The following is a 17953-nucleotide window of genomic DNA, read 5'->3' on the forward strand; positions in this document are numbered from 1 at the left end:
CTCCGTCCGTCTAGTCGACAGCCGATGTCGCGCTCCGCAGGGTCACAGCTTGTAGCCGAGCTCGCGCAGCAGCTCACGGCGCGCCGCGACGTCCGCATCGGTCTCCACTCCCAGCGGCGGGCGACCGTCGACGACGCCGAGGATTCCCCTGCCACTTTTCGTCACGGCGACGAGGACCTCCACCGCGTTGTCCGTCGCGCAGTAGACGGTGCACACCTCCGGAACAGCCTTCACCTGGTTCAGCACATTGATCGGGTAGCCCTCGCCCAGCATCACGACGAAGCAGTGGCCGGCACCGATCGCCCGGGCGGCCTCGACGGCGAGGCCGACCAGTTCACCGTCGTTGCCCGAGCGGCGCACCAGCCGAGCGCCGGAGGCCTCGCAGAACCCGATGCCGAAGCGCAGGTGTGAGCTGACGCCGACCAGCACTTCGTGCAGGTCGTCGACGGTCTTGACAAAATGCGCCTGCCCGATGATCACATTGATGTCATCGGGCGTGTCGACCGCGACGACCTCAATGGTCACCGATCCGGTGGCCATGCCGCGCCCCCTCGCATACGGCCGTGGGTGGTCCCCTTCTCGACTGTAGCCGCGACGGCTTCAAGGCGGATCGGAGTCGGCGTAGTCCGCCGCCGTCGGAGGCTTCGGACTTTCGGGCACACACGCCGCGTACCAGCAAACGCCACCGCGGGTGTACGTGCGCCGCTCACAGCGACGCGGCTCTATGCTGTGCTTCCCGCCGGACAGCGCGACCGGCGGTGAGTCAGCCGTGGAGGAGACCTTGACCGAGCCGGTGCGGGCGGCCTGATCCGGCTTGGACACGTCACCGAAGCAGCACCGGGCGGACCTGGTCAGGCTGATCGCGGCCGAGGCCGTCTCGAACATCGGCACCCGGATGACGTTCTTCGCGGTGCCGTGGCTGGTGCTCGTCACGACCGGCGATCCGGTGCAGGTCGGCCTGGTCGCCGGTGTCGAGACGTTGACCTATGTGGTCAGCGGCGTGCTGGCCGCGCCATTGCAGGACCGGGTGGGGGCGCGGCGCACGTCGCTGTGGTCGGACCTGGGCAGCGTCGCGGTGACGGCCGCCGTCGCCATGGTCGGCACGCGGGGCTTCGGGTTGCTGCTGGTCCTGGTCGGGGTGCTCGGAGTGCTGCGGGCGCAGGGCGACCGGGCCAAGGCGACCATGGTGGTGCCGCTGATGGGCGCGGCGGGCAGCGACTACGCACGGGTCGCCGCGGTGCGCGAGGGAGTGCTGCGCACCTCGACGCTGGCGGGTTCGTCGCTGGCCGGGATAGCCGTGGTGGTGTTCGGTCCGATCGGCGGCATCTGGATCGACGCGGCCACGTACGCGGTCGCGGTCGTGTTGATGGTTCCGGTGCGGGCCGCGGTGACGGCGTCGGCCGACGCGACCACGGCGGTGCCGTACTTCACCGCGCTGCGTGACGGGTTCACCTGGTTCCGGCGCAACCGGCTGATGCGCGCCGTCACCGGGATGCTGTTCTTCACCAACCTGTTCAACCAGGCCAGCGCCGTGGTGTTCGTGCCGCTGTGGGTGTACGAGACGATGGACGACCCGGCGGCGCTCGGGGCGGTCGCGACCGCGTACGCGCTGGGGCTGATCGCCGGCAATGTGCTGGTGGCGTGGCTCGCGCCGATCCTGCCGCGCTATCCGATGCTGGTGGCCGGATACCTGATCGGCGGGGTGCCGCGGTTCATCGTGCTGGCCCTCACCGACGACCTGCTGGTGATCGTCGTGGTGACGCTGGTCGGCGGGATCGCCATGTCGTCGCTCAACCCGACGGTCAGCGCGATGATCTACCAGCGGACGCCGAAGGAGATGCTGTCGCGGATGGGCGGCATCATCACCGCGGTGGCGTTCGGCGGTGCGCCGCTGGGCGGCCTGCTCGCGGGATTCCTCGTGCGGTACCTCGGTCTGACCGACGCGATCCTGGTCGCCACCGGCCTGTACTTCGCGGTCACGCTCACTCCGGTGATCGGGCACCGGCTGTGGCGCGAGCTCGACGACACCGCGCCCCCGAAGCCCAGACCCGGCGACGCCAAGCCGCTGCCCGCGTTGTACGGGCTGGCCGGGGCGGCCGCCGGGCCCCGGGTCAGCCTCCGCTACGCCGAGGGCCGGTGGACCGTGCGGGCCCGGCACGGGCTGCGCCGGCTGCTGCCCGAGCGGACCGTGCCGCCCGGGACCGCGGTCGCGGCACTGGCCCGGCTGGAGGTCGAGCCGGTGCGGGCGGCACTGCGGGCGACGATCGACCACGACCGTGCCCTGGCCGAAAACCGGACCCGCACGGTACGCGCGCGGCTGGCACACCTGGAACCGCAGCTGGCCGAGCTGACCCGAGCCCTGGAACGCGGTTAGGTACCCGACGGACCGCTGGACACCATCGGCACCCGGCTCCAAGATGTTCACCATGTTTGATGTGACAGGCGAGCCGCCCCTCAACGTCCGCCCGTCACATCTGGTCGAGCTGCCGCTGACGCCGTTGCAGGCCCGCTGGTGGCTGCTGTGCACCAGCTACCCCGGTGGCATGTCGCCGCTGGTGGACCTGGTGCACCGGTTCCGCGGCCCGCTGGACGCCGACGCGTGGGCACGGGCCGTCGACGCGGTCGTGAACCGGCACGAGATCCTGCGCACGCTGTTCGTCGCCCGGCCCGACGGGCCGGTGCAGGTCGTCGGCCCCGCGAACGGCGTCGCGATGGAGGTGCTCGACCTGCGGGACCTGCCGGCGGAGCAGCGCGAGCAGCGGGCCCGCGAGCTGCTCGACGAGCGCCGCACGCTTTCGCTGGACTTGCAGACCGGCCCGCTCGTGCACACGTCGCTGCTGCGCCTGGCCGACGACGACCACGTGTGGCGGATGACGATCCACCACATCCTCGCCGACGGCGCGTCGCTGGGTGTCATCGACCGCGAGTTGGGCGTGCTCTACCCGGCACTGGCCGCCGGCGTGCCACCGGAGCTGCCCGAGCTGCCCGTCCAGTACGGCGACTTCGCCTGGTCGCAGTCCGTCGCCGACACGGAGAAAGAGGACGAGGACCGGGAGTACTGGCGCGAACAGCTCGCCGGGCTGGCCCCGCTGGAGCTGCTCGACGCGCTGCCCAGGCCCGCGACGAAGGGTGCGCCTGCGGCACAGCTGGCCCGGGTCCTCGACCCTGAGCTGGTCTGGCAGGTCGAGGAGCTGGGCAGGTCGGCGCGCTGCACCCGGTTCATGGTGCTGCTCGCGGCGCTGCACGTGCTGCTCTTCAAGGCGAGTGGCCGGGACGACTTCGCGATCGGCATCCCGGTGGCCGGGGTCGGCCGCACCCGGCCGGAGCTGGCGCGGCTGGTGGGCCTGTTCAACAACGCGCTGGCGCTGCGCGGGGACCTGTCCGGCGACCCGACGTTCCGGCAGGTGCTGGCGCGCACCCGGGAGACGGTGATCGACGCCCTGGACCATCAGGACCTGCCGTGGGGGCAGGTGGTCGCGGCGCTGGACGAGCCTGCGCAACCGGGGCGGGCACAGGGTTTCCAGGCGATGTTCCTGCACGAGGAGGTCGAGGTCGCCAGCCGGCTGACGCTGCCCGGCCTGCGGGTGGAGGACTTCCCGCTGGCCATCCCCAAGGTGCTGCACGACCTGATGGTGTACGCCCGGCCCGGCCCGGCGGGCCTGTCGACGACGTTCGTCTACGACACGGGGCTGCTGGCGCACGACACCGTGGCCGGGCTCGCCGACGGCTACGAGCGCCTGCTGCGCGCCGCCGTCGACGACCCCGACCTTCCCGTGTCGGAGCTGGTCAAAGAGGACTGAGCGCCGGTCACACCTTGGCGGCCCGGCGCTGTTCGATGGTCCTGGCCATCGCGGCCAGGGTCGGCGCGTCGAAGATCAACCGCATCGACAGGCGCACCCCGAACGAGACCCGGACCTGGGCGACGAGCTGCACCGCCGTCAGCGACGTGCCGCCGATGGCGAAGAAGTCGTCGTCGGGCCGGATCCGCTCGATGCCCAGCAGCGACGACCAGATCGGCGCGAGCACGGCGGCCACCTCCGGTGCGGCCGTGTCCCCACCGGCCGCGACGGTTCCGCCGGTGACCGGGCCGGCGGCGGCTGCGGCGGCCGTGGTCGCGGTGCCGGTGACCGGGGGCAGGGCGGCCGCAGGCGGATCGGGGTCGATCCAGTGTCGGGTTCGCTCGTAGGGATAGCCGGGCAGCGCCACGCGCCGTCCTGTGCCCCGGAAGGTCAGCGGCACGCCGTGCGCCCAGAGCCTGCCCGCGGCCGCGTAGCAGGTCACCAGGTCGTCGGCAGGGTCCGTGGCGGTCGCGTCGGTGGCGGCGGGCAGGCTGTGCAGCGGTGGGATGCCGTCCCTGGGCGCCTGCATCTGCGCGAGGCCCGCGAGCCGTCGGCCGGGCCCGCACTCCAGGAACACCGTCGCACCACCGGTCAGCGCGGTGGCGATCGCCGGTCCGAACAGGACAGCTTCGCGCAGCAGACCGGCCCAGTACGCCGGGTCGCGGGTCTGGTCGGCGGTTACCGGCAGACCCGTGCGGCAGGACAGGTAGGGGCTGCTCGGCGCGGATGGACGCGCGGCCACGACCGCTGCGGTCAGCTCGGCGACCATCGCGTCGGTCACGGCGGGCGGGGACGGGTGTACGGTGCGCAGCCGCCGTGTGCCGATCTTGCGGCCGGACGGTTCGGTGAGCCGTTCCAGCAACTCGACCGGGCCGGTGACGACGCAGCTCGCCGGGCCGTCGACAGCGACGATCGACGCCTGTGGCGGCAACAGGGCGACGAGCTTCTCGGCGCTCGCGGACACGGTGTACGCGGCGTCGGCGGCGGCCACGCGCTGTAGCCGTCCGTGCAGCGCGACCAGGCGCAGCGCGTCGGGCAGGTCGAACACTCCGGCGAGGGTCGCCGCGACGTACTCCCCCGCGCTGTGGCCGAGCATCGTGGCGGGACGCACACCCCATGACTGCCAGAGCCGTGCCGTGGCGAAACCGACGATGAACGGTGCCAGCAGCGGATCGGACAGCAGCTCACGGACGTCGCGACCGGTTGCCGCAGCGCACCGGTCGACGGCTTCGGTGAAGGCGGGTTCGGCGGCGTACAGGCCGAGCCCGGCGGGCACGGCGGCCTGATCGCCGAAGAGCAGGACCACCTGCGGCGGCGCGGCCGCGACGGCCGACAGGCGGCGCTGCGGGTCGCGCAGCGCGGTAACGGCGTCGGCGGGGCCGGTGGCGACGACCGCCGTGCGGTACGGGTGCTCGGCCCGGCCGACCCGCAGCGTGTGTGCCACATCGGCGAGGTCCAGGTCAACGGCCGTGGCGAGGTGGTCGGCGAGCCGCACGGCGGCCGTGTCACGGGCCGTGGCGGTGCGCGCGGAGACCGTGAGGATCTCCGGCCCGCCCGTCGACGATCCGGCCCGCGCCGGGGACGTGCGGGCAGGGGCCTGCTGGAGCACGACGTGGGCGTTGGTGCCGCCGATGCCGAAGGAGCTGACCGCCGCCCGGCGCGGGGTCGTGCCCGGCTCCCAGCCGGCGAGGGCGGCATTGACGTAGAACGGGGTCGCCGCCAGGTCCAGGGCCGGGTTCGGGGCGGTGAAGCCGAGGCTCGCCGGGAGCAGTCCGTGGTCGAGGGCGAGCGCGGTCTTGATGAGACCGACGACGCCCGCGCCCTGGCTGAGGTGGCCGATGTTCGACTTCACCGAGCCCAGGGCGCACCACTGCCGGTCGGCGCGGCCGCGGCCGTACACGGAGGTCAGTGCCTCTACCTCGATGGCGTCGCCGAGCGGGCTGCCGGTCGCGGAGGCTTCGACGTAGGTCACGGTGCGCGGGTCGACACCGGCGGTGGCCAGCGCGTTGGCGATGGCAGCGGCCTGCCCGGCGACCCCGGACGCGGTGAAGCCGACCTTGGCCGCGCCGTCGTTGTTGACGGCGTTGCCGAGCACGACCGCGTACACGTGGTCGCCGTCGTCGACCGCGTCGGCGAGCCGTTTGAGCAGCACCACTCCCCCGCCGCTGCCCGCCACGACCCCGGAGGCGGCCGCGTCGAACGGGCGGCAGTGCCCGTCGGCGGAGTCGGCCGCGCCCTCACGGTGCAGGTAGCCGCGATCGGCGGGCAGCTCGATGCTGACGCCGCCGGCCAGGGCCATGTCGCACTCGCCCGCGCGCAGCGCCTCGGCGGCCGTGTGCACCGCGACCAGCGAGGTCGAGCAGGCCGTGTAGACGCCGACGCTGGGACCGCGCAGGTTCAGGTGGTACGAGGCGAGCGTGGTGAACGTGTCGGCGTGGTTGCCGTTGCCGATGGTGGTGTGGTCGGTGACCGCCATCACCGCCCGGTTGGCGTGGATGTGCTGCCAGCGGTAGGTCTCCATGCCCCGTCCGCCGTAGACGCCGATGTCACCGGAGTGGCGGGCCGGGTCCCAGCCCGCGTGTTCCAGCGCGGCGTGGCACAGCTCCAGGAACAGCCGGTGCTGCGGGTCGGCCAGCGCCGCCTCGCGCGGGGTCATGCCGAACAGGGCCGCGTCGAAGTTCTCGACGTCGTCGAGCAGGTAGCCGACCGGCACGAAGTCCGGGTCGTCGACCTGCTCGGCCGGGACTCCGGCGCGCAGCAGGTGCTCGCGGTTCAGCTCGGTGCGCGCGCTCCGCCCGGCGACCAGGTTGTCCCAGAACCGGGCGAGGTCGGCCGCGCCGGGCACCCGGCACGCCATGCCGATCACGGCGACGGGCTCGGGTCCGTCGGTCAGGTCGTCGGTCACTGGGGCTCTCCTTCGTTCGCGGCGCGGTGCCGGGTCCGCGCGCGCCGGGCCGCGCCCCGGCGCAGCGCCTGTGCGACCGCGTCGTCGGTGCCGTCGGCGGTCGTCGCGCCGTCCAGGAACGACGCCAACGCCCGGACGGTCGGATAGCGGAACAGGTCGACGACGCGCAGCTCGCGGCCCAGCATCCGGTTGATTCGCTGCTGCACGGTGACCGCGGCCAGCGAGCCGCCGCCGGAGTCGAAGAAGTTGTCCACGGCCCCGACGGCTTCGCGGCCGAGCACCTCGCACCACACGGCGGCGACGGCGAGCTCGGTCGCCGTCGCCGGCGGCACATCGGCGAAGCGGTCCGGCCGCACGGGTCGCACCCGGGCTCGGGGAGACTCGACGGCGGCGACGCCACGCGACGGAGCGAGGTCGCCGCCGGTCAGGGCGCCGTCGGCGACGCCACGCGTGATCACCTGTCGCAGCGAGTCGAGCAGCAGGTCCATCCGGGACGGGTCGTAGAGGTCGCTGTTGTGCACGATCTCGAGGCGCATCCGGCCGTCGCGCTCCACGCCGTAGAGCGTCAGGTCGAACGCCGACCCCGGCGCGGGCACCGGCACCGGCTCGCTGGCCAGGCCCTTGAGGTCCAGCCGGGGCGCGGCGAAGTTGAACACGTTGAACAGCACCTGCACCAGCGGGCTGCGGACGGTTTGACCGCCCAGCCCGAACGCCTGCACCAGGCGTTCCAGGGGCGCTTCGGGGTGGGCCAGCGCGGCGATCAGCTCGTCGCGGGCCGCGCGCACGTGGGCGGCGAAGCCGGCGCCGGGATCGGCGCGCAGGCGCAGCGGCGTGATGTCGACGAAGAACCCGACCATGGGCTCGAAGTCGGGGTGGCGGCGGTCGACCGCCGGGGTGCCGAGCACGAGTTCCTCCTGCCCGGCCCAGCTCGCCAGGACCAGCCCGAACGCGGCGAGCAGCACCGCCGACGGGGTCGCGCCGTGGTCACGGGCGAAGCGGTGCAGGTCGGCGGTGGTGTCGGCGTCGAGCCAGGTGCCGCAGAAGCCGGCGGGGTAGGTCTGCTCGGCGGGCCGCGGCCGGTCACCGGGCACCTCCAGCACGGTCGGGACGCCGTCCAGGTGGGACGTCCACCAGTCGAGGTCGCTGTCGGCGCGCTGCTCGCGCCGGTCGGCCCGCCAGGCCACGTAGTCGCCGTAGGTGGCGGGCAGCGGCGGCAGGGCCGTGCCGGCGTACGCGGTGGCCAGGTCGTCGTAGAGCATCGCCTGTGACCAGCCGTCGAACACGGCGTGGTGCGCGGTGACCGCCCACACGTGCTCGTCCTCCCCGAGCCGGAACAGCCGGTGCCGCCACAGCGCGTCGGCGGCCAGCCGGAACCGGCCGCCCGCCTCGGTGGCCAGCTGCGCGGCGAGCTCCCGTTCGCGTTCGGCCGGGGGCAGCGCGCTCAGGTCCGTCACCGGCAGCGGCACCGGGGCGACCGGGTCGACCACCGCGTACGGCACCCCGTCGGCGTCCGGGATGCGCCAGCGCAGCACCTCGTGGCGGGCGGCGACGGCGGTCAGCGCGTCCCCGAGCGCCTGCCGGTCGAGGGGTCCGCGCAGGCGTTCGGCGAGCACGATGTTGTAGGCGGCCGCCGCCTCGGGCGAGTACCGCTCCAGGAACCACAGTCGCTGCTGCGCGGGCGACAGCGCGGGCGGGCGTCCGCGCACCGGCGGTTCGTCGCCCAGCGCGGCCGCGGCCGACACGCGGGCCGCGATCGCCCGCAAGGTGCGGCCCTGGAGCACGTCCTCGATGGCCACGTCGCGGCGCAGCCGCGGGCGCAGCGCGGCGACCAGCCGCATCGCGGTGATGGAATGCCCGCCGGTGTCGAAGAAGTCGTCGTCCCGGCCGACCCGGGCCAGGCCCAGCAGCTCCGCCCAGACGGCGGCGACCTCGGTCTCCACCGGCGTGGCCGGTGCGGCGAACGGCGTCTCGTCGACGAGCGGCGCGGTGTCCGCGAGGAGCCGGTCCAGGTCGACCTTGCCGCTGGACAGCAGCGGCAGCCGCCGCACGACGGTGATCCGGGCCGGGACCATCGCGGCCCCGAGCCGGGCGGCGCAGTGCTCGTGCAGCTCGCGCGGACTGGCGGCACCGGTCGTGAACGCCACCAGCCGCGTGCCCCCGGGACCGTCGACGGCGGCGACGGCGGCGTGCCCGATCGCGGGATGGCTGCGCAGCACCGCCTCGACCTCGCCGATCTCGACGCGCTGACCGCGGATCTTCACCTGCCGGTCGACGCGGCCGAGGAAGTGCAGCAGCCCGTCCGGCTGCCGGACCACCAGATCGCCGGTGCGGTAGAGCCGCGCGCCGGGCACCCCGGAGAACGGGTCGGGCACGAACCGCTCCTCGGTGAGGTCCGGCGCGCCCAGGTAGCCGCGCGCCAGCCCCGCACCTCCGGCCAGCAGCTCGCCCGGCACGCCGTCGGGGACCCGGCGCAGCCGCTCGTCCACGACGTACACCCGGTGGTTGGCGGCCGGGCGGCCGATGGGCAGCGGCCGGTCCCACTCGCCGCCGGCCTCGAACCAGGTGACCAGCACGGTCGTCTCGGTGGGACCGAACAGGTTGAGGAAGCGGCGGCCGCCGGCCGTCCAGCGGGCCACCTGCTCCGGGCCGGGAGCCTCGCTGCCGGTCAGCACCACCCGCAGGTCCGGCAGGCCCGACGGGTCGAGCACGGGCAGCACCGCCGGCGGCACGAACGCGACCGTGACCCGGTGCTCGGCGCAGAACCGCTGCAGCCGGGTCGGGTCGGCCCGGTCGGCGGTCCCGGCGAGCGCGACCGTGCCGCCCGCCGCGAGCGGCGCCAGCAGGTCGATGACGGAGGCGTCGAACCCGGTCGACGCGAACCCGAGCGCGACGCTGTCGCGGCCGAGACCGGCGAGATCGGCCAGGCTGGTGACGAACTCGGTCAGCGCCTCGTGCGGGATCATCACGCCCTTCGGGCGGCCGGTCGACCCCGACGTGAACATCACGTAGGCGAGGTCGTCGGCCGCCGCGGCACAGCCGGCCAGTCCGCGATCGGCCGGGGACGGGTCGGCCGATCCGTGTCCAGCCGATGCGTGACCGGCCGGGGCATGACCGGCTGGGGCGTGACCGGCCGGGACGCGGTCAGCCGGTCGGTGACTCGACGCGCCGGGAGCCGGCGGGTGCGGGAGGGGCAGCAATTCCAGGTCCGCGTCGGCCAGCAGATGCGCGCCGAGCGGGTCGCAGACGACCGTGCGCAGGCCCGCCTCGCGGGCGATGTCGCGCAGGCGGGCGGGCGGCAGGGCCGGGTCGAGCGGCACGTAGGCCGCGCCCGAAGCCAGGACTCCGAGCAGGCCGGCGACCAGCATCGGCCGCCGATCGGCGCACACCCCGACCAGCGGCTGCGGGCCGCCCACGCGCAGGGCCGCGGATAGGTCGCCGGCCGCCGCGCACAGTTGCCGGTACGTGAGCACGCTGTCCCACTGGCGGACCGCGACCGCGTCGGGGGACGTCGCCGCGTGGTCGGCGACCAGGTCGGGATACCTGCGGTCGGGATACACCAGGGCTGCACCGTGTTCCGTCGACATGGTCATCTCCTCGTCGGCGCGGACGCCGGGTCGCGGATCGCCATCCGCAGCTCGCTGAAGTAGCGCCGACCGGCCGCGTCAGGCACCCACGCCTGCTCGGTGCCCGGCAGCATCTCGGAGACCGTCAGCGGCACCCCGGGGCCACCGGTGCGCGACGCGGCCCGGACCATCGCGACGAACGCCGCCACGTACGCCGGGCTGGTGAAGTCGACGTAGACCGGTTTCACCTCGGTCCCGACCCGGACGAACACCTGCTCGGGCAGCCCGAGGCGATCCCGCCACCGGCGTACGGCCAGGTAGCGGGCGGCTTCGTCGGCGGGTTCGGGGTCCAGTGCGCAGTCCGCGACGGTGGTGCGCCAGGTCTGCCGGTGCACGACGAGGCGGCCGATGCTCACCCGCGGGGTGTACGCGCCGTCGGCGGCGGCCTTGAACGCGTTGACCGCTCGCGACGACAGGAACGGGCCGAACAGCTCCAGCAGCGGCCAGGTCCGCCCGTCCGGGGCACGGCCGGTCAGCTCGCCGTCGACCAGCGACACGGTGACCGCGGCCAGCGGCAGCACCTGTGCCGGATCCGGCACGGGTGCCGGGGTGTAGCCGAGCCGGACGTCGCCGGGACCGTCGAGGGTGAACGCGATCCGGGCCGTGAACTCGGGGAAGTCCGTCGGGTAGAGCAGCAGGGTCCGGTCGCCCAGGTCGCGGTGCAGCGCGGCGCGCAGCGCGCCGGGATCGGGGTGGAAGCGGGTGAGGGTGCCGCTGTCGCAGGTGAGCCAGGAGACGTGCAGCTCGCCGAGCACCGCGGTGAAGTCGCCGTCGGCCAGGGCCTGCGCGTTCGGCGCGCACACGTGCAGGTCGGGGCTGTGCAGGCGGGCCGCGGTCCAGCCGGGCGCGGCCGCGCCGAACAACCGCGCGACTCGGGCGCGCACCTCGGCCGGATCGAGGGTGATCGGACCGGAGCCAGTCCCGCCCAACTCACCGGCCGGATCGAGGGTGATCGAGCCGGAGCCGGTCCGGTCCAGCTCACCGGGCGCGCTCGACCCGGTCAGCCCGAGCAGCCGCGTCCACCGGGAGGTGAAGTCGGCGAGCACGTCGGCGACCGGCCCCGGCCCGAACAGGACACCGAGGGCGGCGTCGAAGATGTCGCCCAGCGCGACCGGTCCGTCGGCCGCGGCGTCGTCGTACAGCTCGCGCAGCGCGGCGGTGAACGCGGCGGCGATCGCGGCGGTCAGCCACCGGGCGGCCTCCAGCAGCGGCACCAGCGTGTCGGCGAGCATGGTCAGCAGCGGCTCGCCGAAGGAGACGTCGAGGTCGCGCAGCGTCTCCTCGTAGGCGAGGCCGCGACCGGCGTAGGTGGCCCCGGGGCGGTGCAGCACGTCGCCGCCGGTGACCGCGACGAACTCGTCCTGCAGCCGCAGCAGGGCCGCCCGGACCGCGGCGGCGTCGCCCGCGGCGTCCGCGAGCCCGTCGCGGGCGGCGAGCAGCCGGGCCAACCCGGCGAGCGCCTCGTCACGTACCGCCGGTTCGGCTATGGCGGCCAGGTGTCGGCGCAGTCCGGCTTCGGCGGCGACGGTCAACGGCAGTTCGATGCCCCAGCGCAGCAAACCCTGCTCGGTCAGCTGGGTCAGCGCCAGCAGGGCGTCGGACGCGGCGCGCAGCCCGGTCCGCGGATCGGCGAGCGCGAGCGCGGCCACCTCGTGGGCGCTGCGCGTGCCGTCGCTCGCGGCGAGCAGCGCGGCCTGCGCCGGGGTCAGCGGGCGTGGCGGCAGGCCCGCCTCCAGCAGCTCGTCGCCGCGTAGCGCCAGGTGGGGTTGCCGGGTCACGGGTAGCCAGGGCCGGCAGCGGGGGTCGGCGGCGAGCCGGTCGGCGTACGCGGACAGGACCCGGCGTTCGAGGTCGACCACACGGGCGCGCACCAGGTCCGGACCGGGCTCGATCCGGGCGGCGACATCGCCGTCGGTGAGCGACGTCCAGCAGACGGGGCCGAAGAAGCCGATCGTGTCGTTCTTGGCGCAGTAGCGCTGCCAGTAGCGGGTCACCAGGATCTCGCGCGGGCGGTGGCGCGAGTTGCGGTTCGCGTCGGGGCCCGCGCGCAGCAGGCCGTCGAGGGCTTCGACGGCGTTCAGGCTCTGCCACGTCACGGCTTCACGGAACAGCGGATCGGCGGCGATGTCGTGCAGCCGCGCGGTCATCCGCCGGGTCGCGGCCGCGAACGCGCCGTCGAACGCGGCCCGGTCGCCGGCGACGCCGAGCAGCGTGTCGGCCTCCGTCGCGCACTCGGGCGCGGCCAGCAGGTCGAGGCCCGTCGCGGGGAAGCCGGGCGCGCGCAGCACGGCCGACCGCCACACCTGCCATCCGGTGTCGCCCAGCGGCACGAGCCCGTCCGGCTGTGGTTCCTTCGGCCGCCCCGCCTCGTCGGGTTCACGCATGGCCGCTCGCCGCGGGCTCGATCCAATGGCGGCTGCGCTGGAACGCGTGGCCGGGCACGGGCAGCCGCGGCGCCGCCGACACGGCCGCCGGAGGCTGCGCGACGAGCACGTGCGCGTTGGTGCCGCCCAGCCCGAACGAGCTGACCCCGGCCCGGCGCGGGCCCGGCCAGTCGCGGACCTCGGCGCTGACCGTGAACGGCGACGCCGCGAGGTCCGCATCGGGGTGCGGACGGCGGAATTGCAGGGTGGGCGGGATCTTCCCGTCGTGTACGGCGAGCACGGCCTTGATCAGGCCGAGCACTCCGGCGGCGGCGTCGAGGTTGCCGGTGTTGGGCTTCATCGAGCCCAGCACGCACTGGCCCTGCTGCGCGCCCGACGCCCGGAACGCGCGGGTCAGTGCCTCGACCTCGATCGCGTCGCCGAACGGCGTGCCGCTGCCGTGGCCCTCGACGAAGCCGACGCTGCCCGCGTCCCAGTCGGCGGCGGCCAGGGCCTCGGCGACCACGGCCGCCTGACCGGCCACGCCGGGCACGCTGAACCCGGCCCGGGCCGCGCCGTCGTTGCCGACCGCCCAGCCGGACAGCACCGCGTACACGTGATCGCCGTCCGCGACCGCGTCGGCCAGCCGCTTGAGCACCACGGCACCGCCGCCGTTGCCGAAGACCTGCCCTGTGGCGTCGGCGTCGTACGGGCGGCACACGCCGTCGGCGGCCCACGTCCCGCCGGGGCGGTATCGGTAGCCGAGCTGCCGGGTCGACGCGACCGCCGCCCCGCCCGCGATCGCGGCGTCGCAGCGGAAGTCGAGCAGGCTCTGTGCCGCCTGGCACACCGCGACCAGCGACGACGAGCACGCCGTCTGCACGGCCACGGCCGGTCCGGTGAGCCCCAGCGCGTACGCGACCCGGGTGGGCAGGTAGTCACAGGTGCCCCCGGCCAGCGCGTCGTCCCAGTCGTCGGGCAGCGCGCCCGCCGGTTTCACGGCCGGGTTGCCGACCAGGTGGTGGCGCAGGTAGCGGTTCACGCCGCAGCCGGCGAACACGCCGATCGGGGCCGGTGCCCGCGCGGGGTCGAGCTCGGCGTCCTCCAGCGCGTGCCAGGCCGTCTCCAGGAAGATCCGGTGCTGCGGGTCCAGCAGCGCGGCCTCGTGCGCGCCGTATCCGAACAGCGCGGCGTCGAAGTCCTCCAGCCCGTCGAGCCACCCGAACGCGGGCACATATGTGCCGTCCAAGGGCAGACCGGCGGCCGCCAGCTCGGCCGGGGTGGACCGGCGGACCGCGTCCACGCCGGTCAGCAGGTTGCGCCAGAGCGTCGCGGCGTCCGGCGCACCGGGCACGCGGCAGGCCATGCCGACGACGGCGATCAGGTCGTCGTCGCTCATGACGGCGTCTCCGCCCGTGCCGCCGCACCCTGCCGCGCCGCCCGCCGCCGGCGCATCCGCTCGGCGACGTGTGCCTGCCCGGCATCTGCCGTGGACGGTGCGTCTGCCGTGGACTGCAAGCCTGCCGACCTGACGTCCGCCGACGGCGCTCCGGTCGCGGCCGTCGTGAGCATGGTGGGGCGCAGGTGGGCGGCGAGTCCGGCGACGGTCGGGAACTCCAGCAGCCGCAGCATCGAGATCCGCTCGCCGAGCACGGCCGCCAGCCGCTCCTGGACCAGCGCCAGCAGCAGCGAATGCCCGCCGAGGTCGAAGAACGCGGTGTGCCGGTCGACCTCGGCGACACCGAGCGCCTCGCACCACGCCGCCGCGATCAGCTGCTCCAGCGGATCAGGCCCGGCCGGGCCGCGCCGAGCCACGACGGCGGCGGGTTCGGGCAGTGCGCGCACGTCGAGCTTGCCGGTGTCGCCCATCGGCAGCGCGCCGACCACGACCACGGCCCGGGGCACCATGTACTCGGGCAGCGTCTCGCCCAGCGCCGCCCGCAGCCGGTCCGGCTCCACGGCCGCGTCGCGCGCGGGCACGGCGTACGCGATGATCTCTTTGGTGCCGTCCCTGGCGGGACGGGCGACGACGGCGGCCTGGCCGACGCCGGGCAGCGCGGCCAGCCGCGACTCGACCTCGCCCAACTCGACCCGGTAGCCGCGGATCTTGACGAGGCGGTCGGCGCGGCCCAGGAAGACCAGCCGCCCGTCCGGCAGCCGCCGGGCGACGTCGCCGGTCCAGTAGGCGCGCGTGCCGCGATACTCCCGGAACCGGCCGGCGGTCAGCTCAGGCTGCCCGTGGTAGCCGAGCGCGACGTGCGCGCAGCGGACCACGACCTCGCCGGTCAGGCAGGCCGGACGCCCGGCGGCGTCCACCAGCACCACCTCGATGCCGGGCAGCGGGTGCCCGATCGGCACCACCGCGTGCTCCAGCGGGGCGTCGGGTCCGAGGTGGTGCTGCGCCGCGAAGCTGATCTCCGTGGTGCCGTACCCGTTGACGAACACCGCCCCGGCGGCGAAGTGGCGGCGGCACAGCTCCACGTCGTGCCGGGTGACCTCCTCGCCGCCGAGCAGCACCGCCCGCACGCTCGGCAGCCGCCCGTCCGCGCCGAGCCCGGCCAGCAGGTAGCGGTAGACGGTGGGGGTGGAGTGGTAGACCGTCACCCCGTGCCGGGCGATGGTCTGCGCGAGGTGGCCGAGGCCGTGCGCGCGGATGTCGGACGGCACCGCGGCGGCCCCGGACAGGATCGCGCCGAACAGGTCGGTGACCGCCATGTCGTACCCGAACGAGGTCAGCACGCTGGTCCGGTCGGCCGGGGTGATCGCGAAGTTGCGGATGTGGTTGGCGACCCCGAACAGCACGTTGCCGTGGCTCTGCACCACGGCCTTGGGCGCGCCGGTCGAGCCGGAGGTGTAGAGCAGGTACGCCGCATCGTCCGGCGTCGCCGGTCCGGCCAGTGCCGCCACCAGCTCGTCGAGGTCGCCGGATGGGGCCGTCGTGACGATGTGGACCGTCGTCACGTCCGGGCGGCCCGCCTCGGCGGCGACCCGGCGGGCCAGGCCGGCGTGTGCGGCGTCGACGAGCAGCACGTCGGCGTCGCTGTCGGCGAGGATGTGCGCCAGCCGCGCGGCCGGGAAGCTGGGCTCCAGCGGCACGTACGCCCGGCCGCTCGTCAGCGCCGCGAGCAGCCCGGTGACCGTGGCCGCGCCGTGGCGGCAGAGCAGCGCCGCCCGTCGGGTGCCACCGCCGTCACCGGCTACGGCCCGGACCGCCGCCGCGGTGGCGACCACCGCCGACCCGAGCTGCCGATAGGTCGGCTCCCCGTCGTCGGCGAGCACCGCGGCCCGGTCCGGATGCCGGGCCACCTGCGCGGCGAACGCCGAGCAGATCGTGTCCCCCGGCCCCCATCCGGTCGGTTCCCGGCGCGGCCCGCCGTGCAGCGCCGCCCGGTCGACCGGCCGGGCCTGCTCGTACGCGGACTCCGGCAGCAGGTCCACGGTGGACCGCTCCGGCTCGGCGGCCATCACGGCGAGCAGTGTCGCCAGGTCGGCCGCGAACGGCCCGGCCAGCTCCGCCGGGCAGCCCGACACGACCAGCTCACCGCCGTCGGGCAGCACGGCCAGGTCGGCGAGCTGCTCGCCGCCATGCGACGCGACCTGATCCCGGACGACCTCGTCGGTGGCGACGAGGTCCCGGACGGTCTGGTCATTGGTCAGGTCGAACGTGGCGACACCGTCGGGCGACCGCACGGTCTGCGCGGCACGGCCGGTGTAGCGGCGGGCCAGCAGGGCCACGGCCACGAGGGCGGCGTGCTCGGCTGGCACGGCGCAGGCACTGGCCAGCGCGTCCAGCGCCGCCCGGGGCACGACGATCGCCATCAGCGGCCGCCCAGGACCGCCGCCGCGATCTCCTCCACGGTGGACACCTCGGCGTCCGGCTCGCAGACCGCGTAGTCGTCGTCGCGGTAGCTGCCCGAGCCGTGCACGACGATCTCCCGCCCGGCGGGCACGAGACCTCGGTCGATGGCGTTGAGCACCCCGGTGAGCGCCATGACGATCGACCACTCGCGCAGGTCGGACGGGTCTGCGGGCAGCTCGCACAGGGTGCCGCGCAGCCAGTCCCGCAGCTGCGGGTAGCGGGCGACGCACTCGTGCCGCGACACCGTGATGCCGTCGCCGCCGTGCCGGGCGATGAGGTCGTTCATCGCGGGCGAGGTGACCGGCTGGTGCGTGTAGAAGGTCGGGTCGAGCACCTCGCCGGGGTCGGCGGTCACGGCCGGGAAGTGCGGGTCGGCGTCCTGAGCCCACAGCCCGGTCGCGGCGTCCCTGCGGTATGCCGGCAGCCGGTCGCGGGAGAACGAGCCGTGGCGCAGGTTGAGCACCATGTCCGGGGTGCCCAGGTGCTGCACGAGCAGGAATCCGGGCCGCGGTGAGCCGTCCGCGCGGCCCGAGTCCTCCAGCACGTCGCGGCCGAGGTTGTAGCCCAGCAGGCCGAACGCGCTGGAGACGGCGTGCGCGTGCCAGCGCGGGGCGGCGGCGATCGCCGGGGCGGCGTCCAGTTCGAACGCGGCGCGGGCGGCGTCCGCGACGAGGTAGTTCGGCAGGGCCAGCGAGAACCACAGGGCGGTGCCGTGCTTGTCGTACGCCTCCTGCGCGTACGCGTCGACGAAGGCCCGCCCCAGCGCCTTGACCCCCTCGGGCTCCTCGCCCGCGAAGCGCAGCAGCGGGTTCGCGGCCCGCAGCGCGGCGTCGGCCGACAGCGGGTCGCGGCGGAACTTGTGCCGCGTCGAGCCGGGGGCGAGCACGACGACGCGCAGCTGCTCGGGCGTGACCAGCTTCGCGGCGATCGCCCGGCCGACCGCGTCACGCAGGGCGATGCCCTTGTTGGCCGAGGTGGGGGTGAAGATGCAGATCGACTCGCCGGTGCGCCGGATGTGCTCGACCGCCCGCGCCACGATGAGCATGGACGGGAACGTCTTGGTGGTGTGCGTGCCGGGGTTGCCGGTCAGGTCCATGAACTGCACGCCGTGGCCGCCGTGCGCGCCCAGCTCCCGCCATGTCGCGGTGGCGGCGGCGAAGAACTGGCGCACCTCGTCGGTCAGGGCGGGCAGGTCGAACCCCGGTGCGAAGGCGGCGGTGCCCGCCGGGCCGCCGGGCCCGGCGCCGAGCCGGTCGACGGCGGCCGCGATGACCTCGTAGTAGTCGACGATGAGATTGCGGGTCACCGGGACGGTCGCTGTCGTGAGCACCGTTGCTCCTTCGTGAGGTCGGCTCGATGGTTCG

General features: G+C 74.8%; 9 protein-coding genes. 2 read left to right on the plus strand and 7 right to left on the minus strand.

The annotated features are described in order from the left end of the window. Positions 1–42 precede the first annotated feature (42 nt). Positions 43–540 (minus strand): adenosine-specific kinase, encoded by a 498-nt coding sequence (locus HAV39_RS01790; RefSeq protein WP_191837361.1) that lies wholly within the window; start codon positions 538–540, stop codon positions 43–45. Between the two features lie 274 nt (positions 541–814). Between HAV39_RS01790 and HAV39_RS01795 the strand changes: the two genes are divergently transcribed. Together HAV39_RS01795 and HAV39_RS01800 are read left to right on the plus strand one after the other, a co-directional pair. Next, entirely contained in the window at positions 815–2374 is a 1560-nt protein-coding gene (locus HAV39_RS01795; protein WP_191837362.1) for an MFS transporter, read from the plus strand. Between the two features lie 52 nt (positions 2375–2426). Further along, entirely contained in the window at positions 2427–3800 is a 1374-nt protein-coding gene (locus HAV39_RS01800; protein ID WP_191837363.1) for a condensation domain-containing protein, read from the plus strand. Between the two features lie 7 nt (positions 3801–3807). Here HAV39_RS01800 and HAV39_RS01805 read toward each other — a convergent pair whose 3' ends face one another. From HAV39_RS01805 to HAV39_RS01830, 6 genes are read right to left on the minus strand one after another with little or no spacing between them, the layout of a single operon-like run. Then, positions 3808–6744 carry a type I polyketide synthase gene (locus tag HAV39_RS01805; protein ID WP_191837364.1) on the minus strand — a complete coding sequence of 979 codons (2937 nt, stop codon included), beginning with the start codon at positions 6742–6744 and terminating at the stop codon, positions 3808–3810. Further along, positions 6741–10328: a non-ribosomal peptide synthetase gene (locus HAV39_RS01810; RefSeq protein WP_191837365.1), complete on the minus strand. Its 3588-nt coding sequence runs from the start codon at positions 10326–10328 to the stop codon at positions 6741–6743. Before HAV39_RS01810 ends, HAV39_RS01805 begins: the two co-directional genes overlap by 4 nt. 2 nt (positions 10329–10330) lie before the next feature. After that, positions 10331–12751 (minus strand): lantibiotic dehydratase, encoded by a 2421-nt coding sequence (locus tag HAV39_RS01815; RefSeq protein ID WP_191837366.1) that lies wholly within the window; start codon positions 12749–12751, stop codon positions 10331–10333. Beyond that, positions 12744–14129, minus strand: coding sequence for a beta-ketoacyl [acyl carrier protein] synthase domain-containing protein (locus tag HAV39_RS01820; RefSeq protein ID WP_191837367.1), 1386 nt, complete (start codon positions 14127–14129; stop codon positions 12744–12746). The genes HAV39_RS01815 and HAV39_RS01820 overlap by 8 nt, the downstream gene beginning before the upstream one ends. Next, positions 14126–16549, minus strand: coding sequence for a non-ribosomal peptide synthetase (locus tag HAV39_RS01825; RefSeq protein WP_191837368.1), 2424 nt, complete (start codon positions 16547–16549; stop codon positions 14126–14128). Before HAV39_RS01825 ends, HAV39_RS01820 begins: the two co-directional genes overlap by 4 nt. Next, positions 16549–17919 (minus strand): DUF6002 family protein, encoded by a 1371-nt coding sequence (locus HAV39_RS01830; protein WP_191837369.1) that lies wholly within the window; start codon positions 17917–17919, stop codon positions 16549–16551. The genes HAV39_RS01825 and HAV39_RS01830 overlap by 1 nt, the downstream gene beginning before the upstream one ends. Positions 17920–17953: the final 34 nt, after the last annotated feature.

This window comes from Catellatospora chokoriensis (genome assembly GCF_011297315.1).
GTDB classification, from domain to species: Bacteria; Actinomycetota; Actinomycetes; order Mycobacteriales; family Micromonosporaceae; genus Catellatospora; species Catellatospora citrea.

Excerpts from the sequence above, each read along its gene's own strand:
- HAV39_RS01790 (WP_191837361.1), bottom strand. The coding sequence starts at position 540 with ATGGCCACCGGATCGGTGACCATTGAGGTCGTCGCGGTCGACACGCCC.
- HAV39_RS01810 (WP_191837365.1), bottom strand. The coding sequence starts at position 10,328 with ATGTCGACGGAACACGGTGCAGCCCTGGTGTATCCCGACCGCAGGTAT.
- HAV39_RS01815 (WP_191837366.1), bottom strand. The coding sequence starts at position 12,751 with ATGCGTGAACCCGACGAGGCGGGGCGGCCGAAGGAACCACAGCCGGAC.
- HAV39_RS01820 (WP_191837367.1), bottom strand. The coding sequence starts at position 14,129 with ATGAGCGACGACGACCTGATCGCCGTCGTCGGCATGGCCTGCCGCGTG.
- HAV39_RS01825 (WP_191837368.1), bottom strand. The coding sequence starts at position 16,549 with ATGGCGATCGTCGTGCCCCGGGCGGCGCTGGACGCGCTGGCCAGTGCC.
- HAV39_RS01800 (WP_191837363.1), top strand. The coding sequence starts at position 2,427 with ATGTTTGATGTGACAGGCGAGCCGCCCCTCAACGTCCGCCCGTCACAT.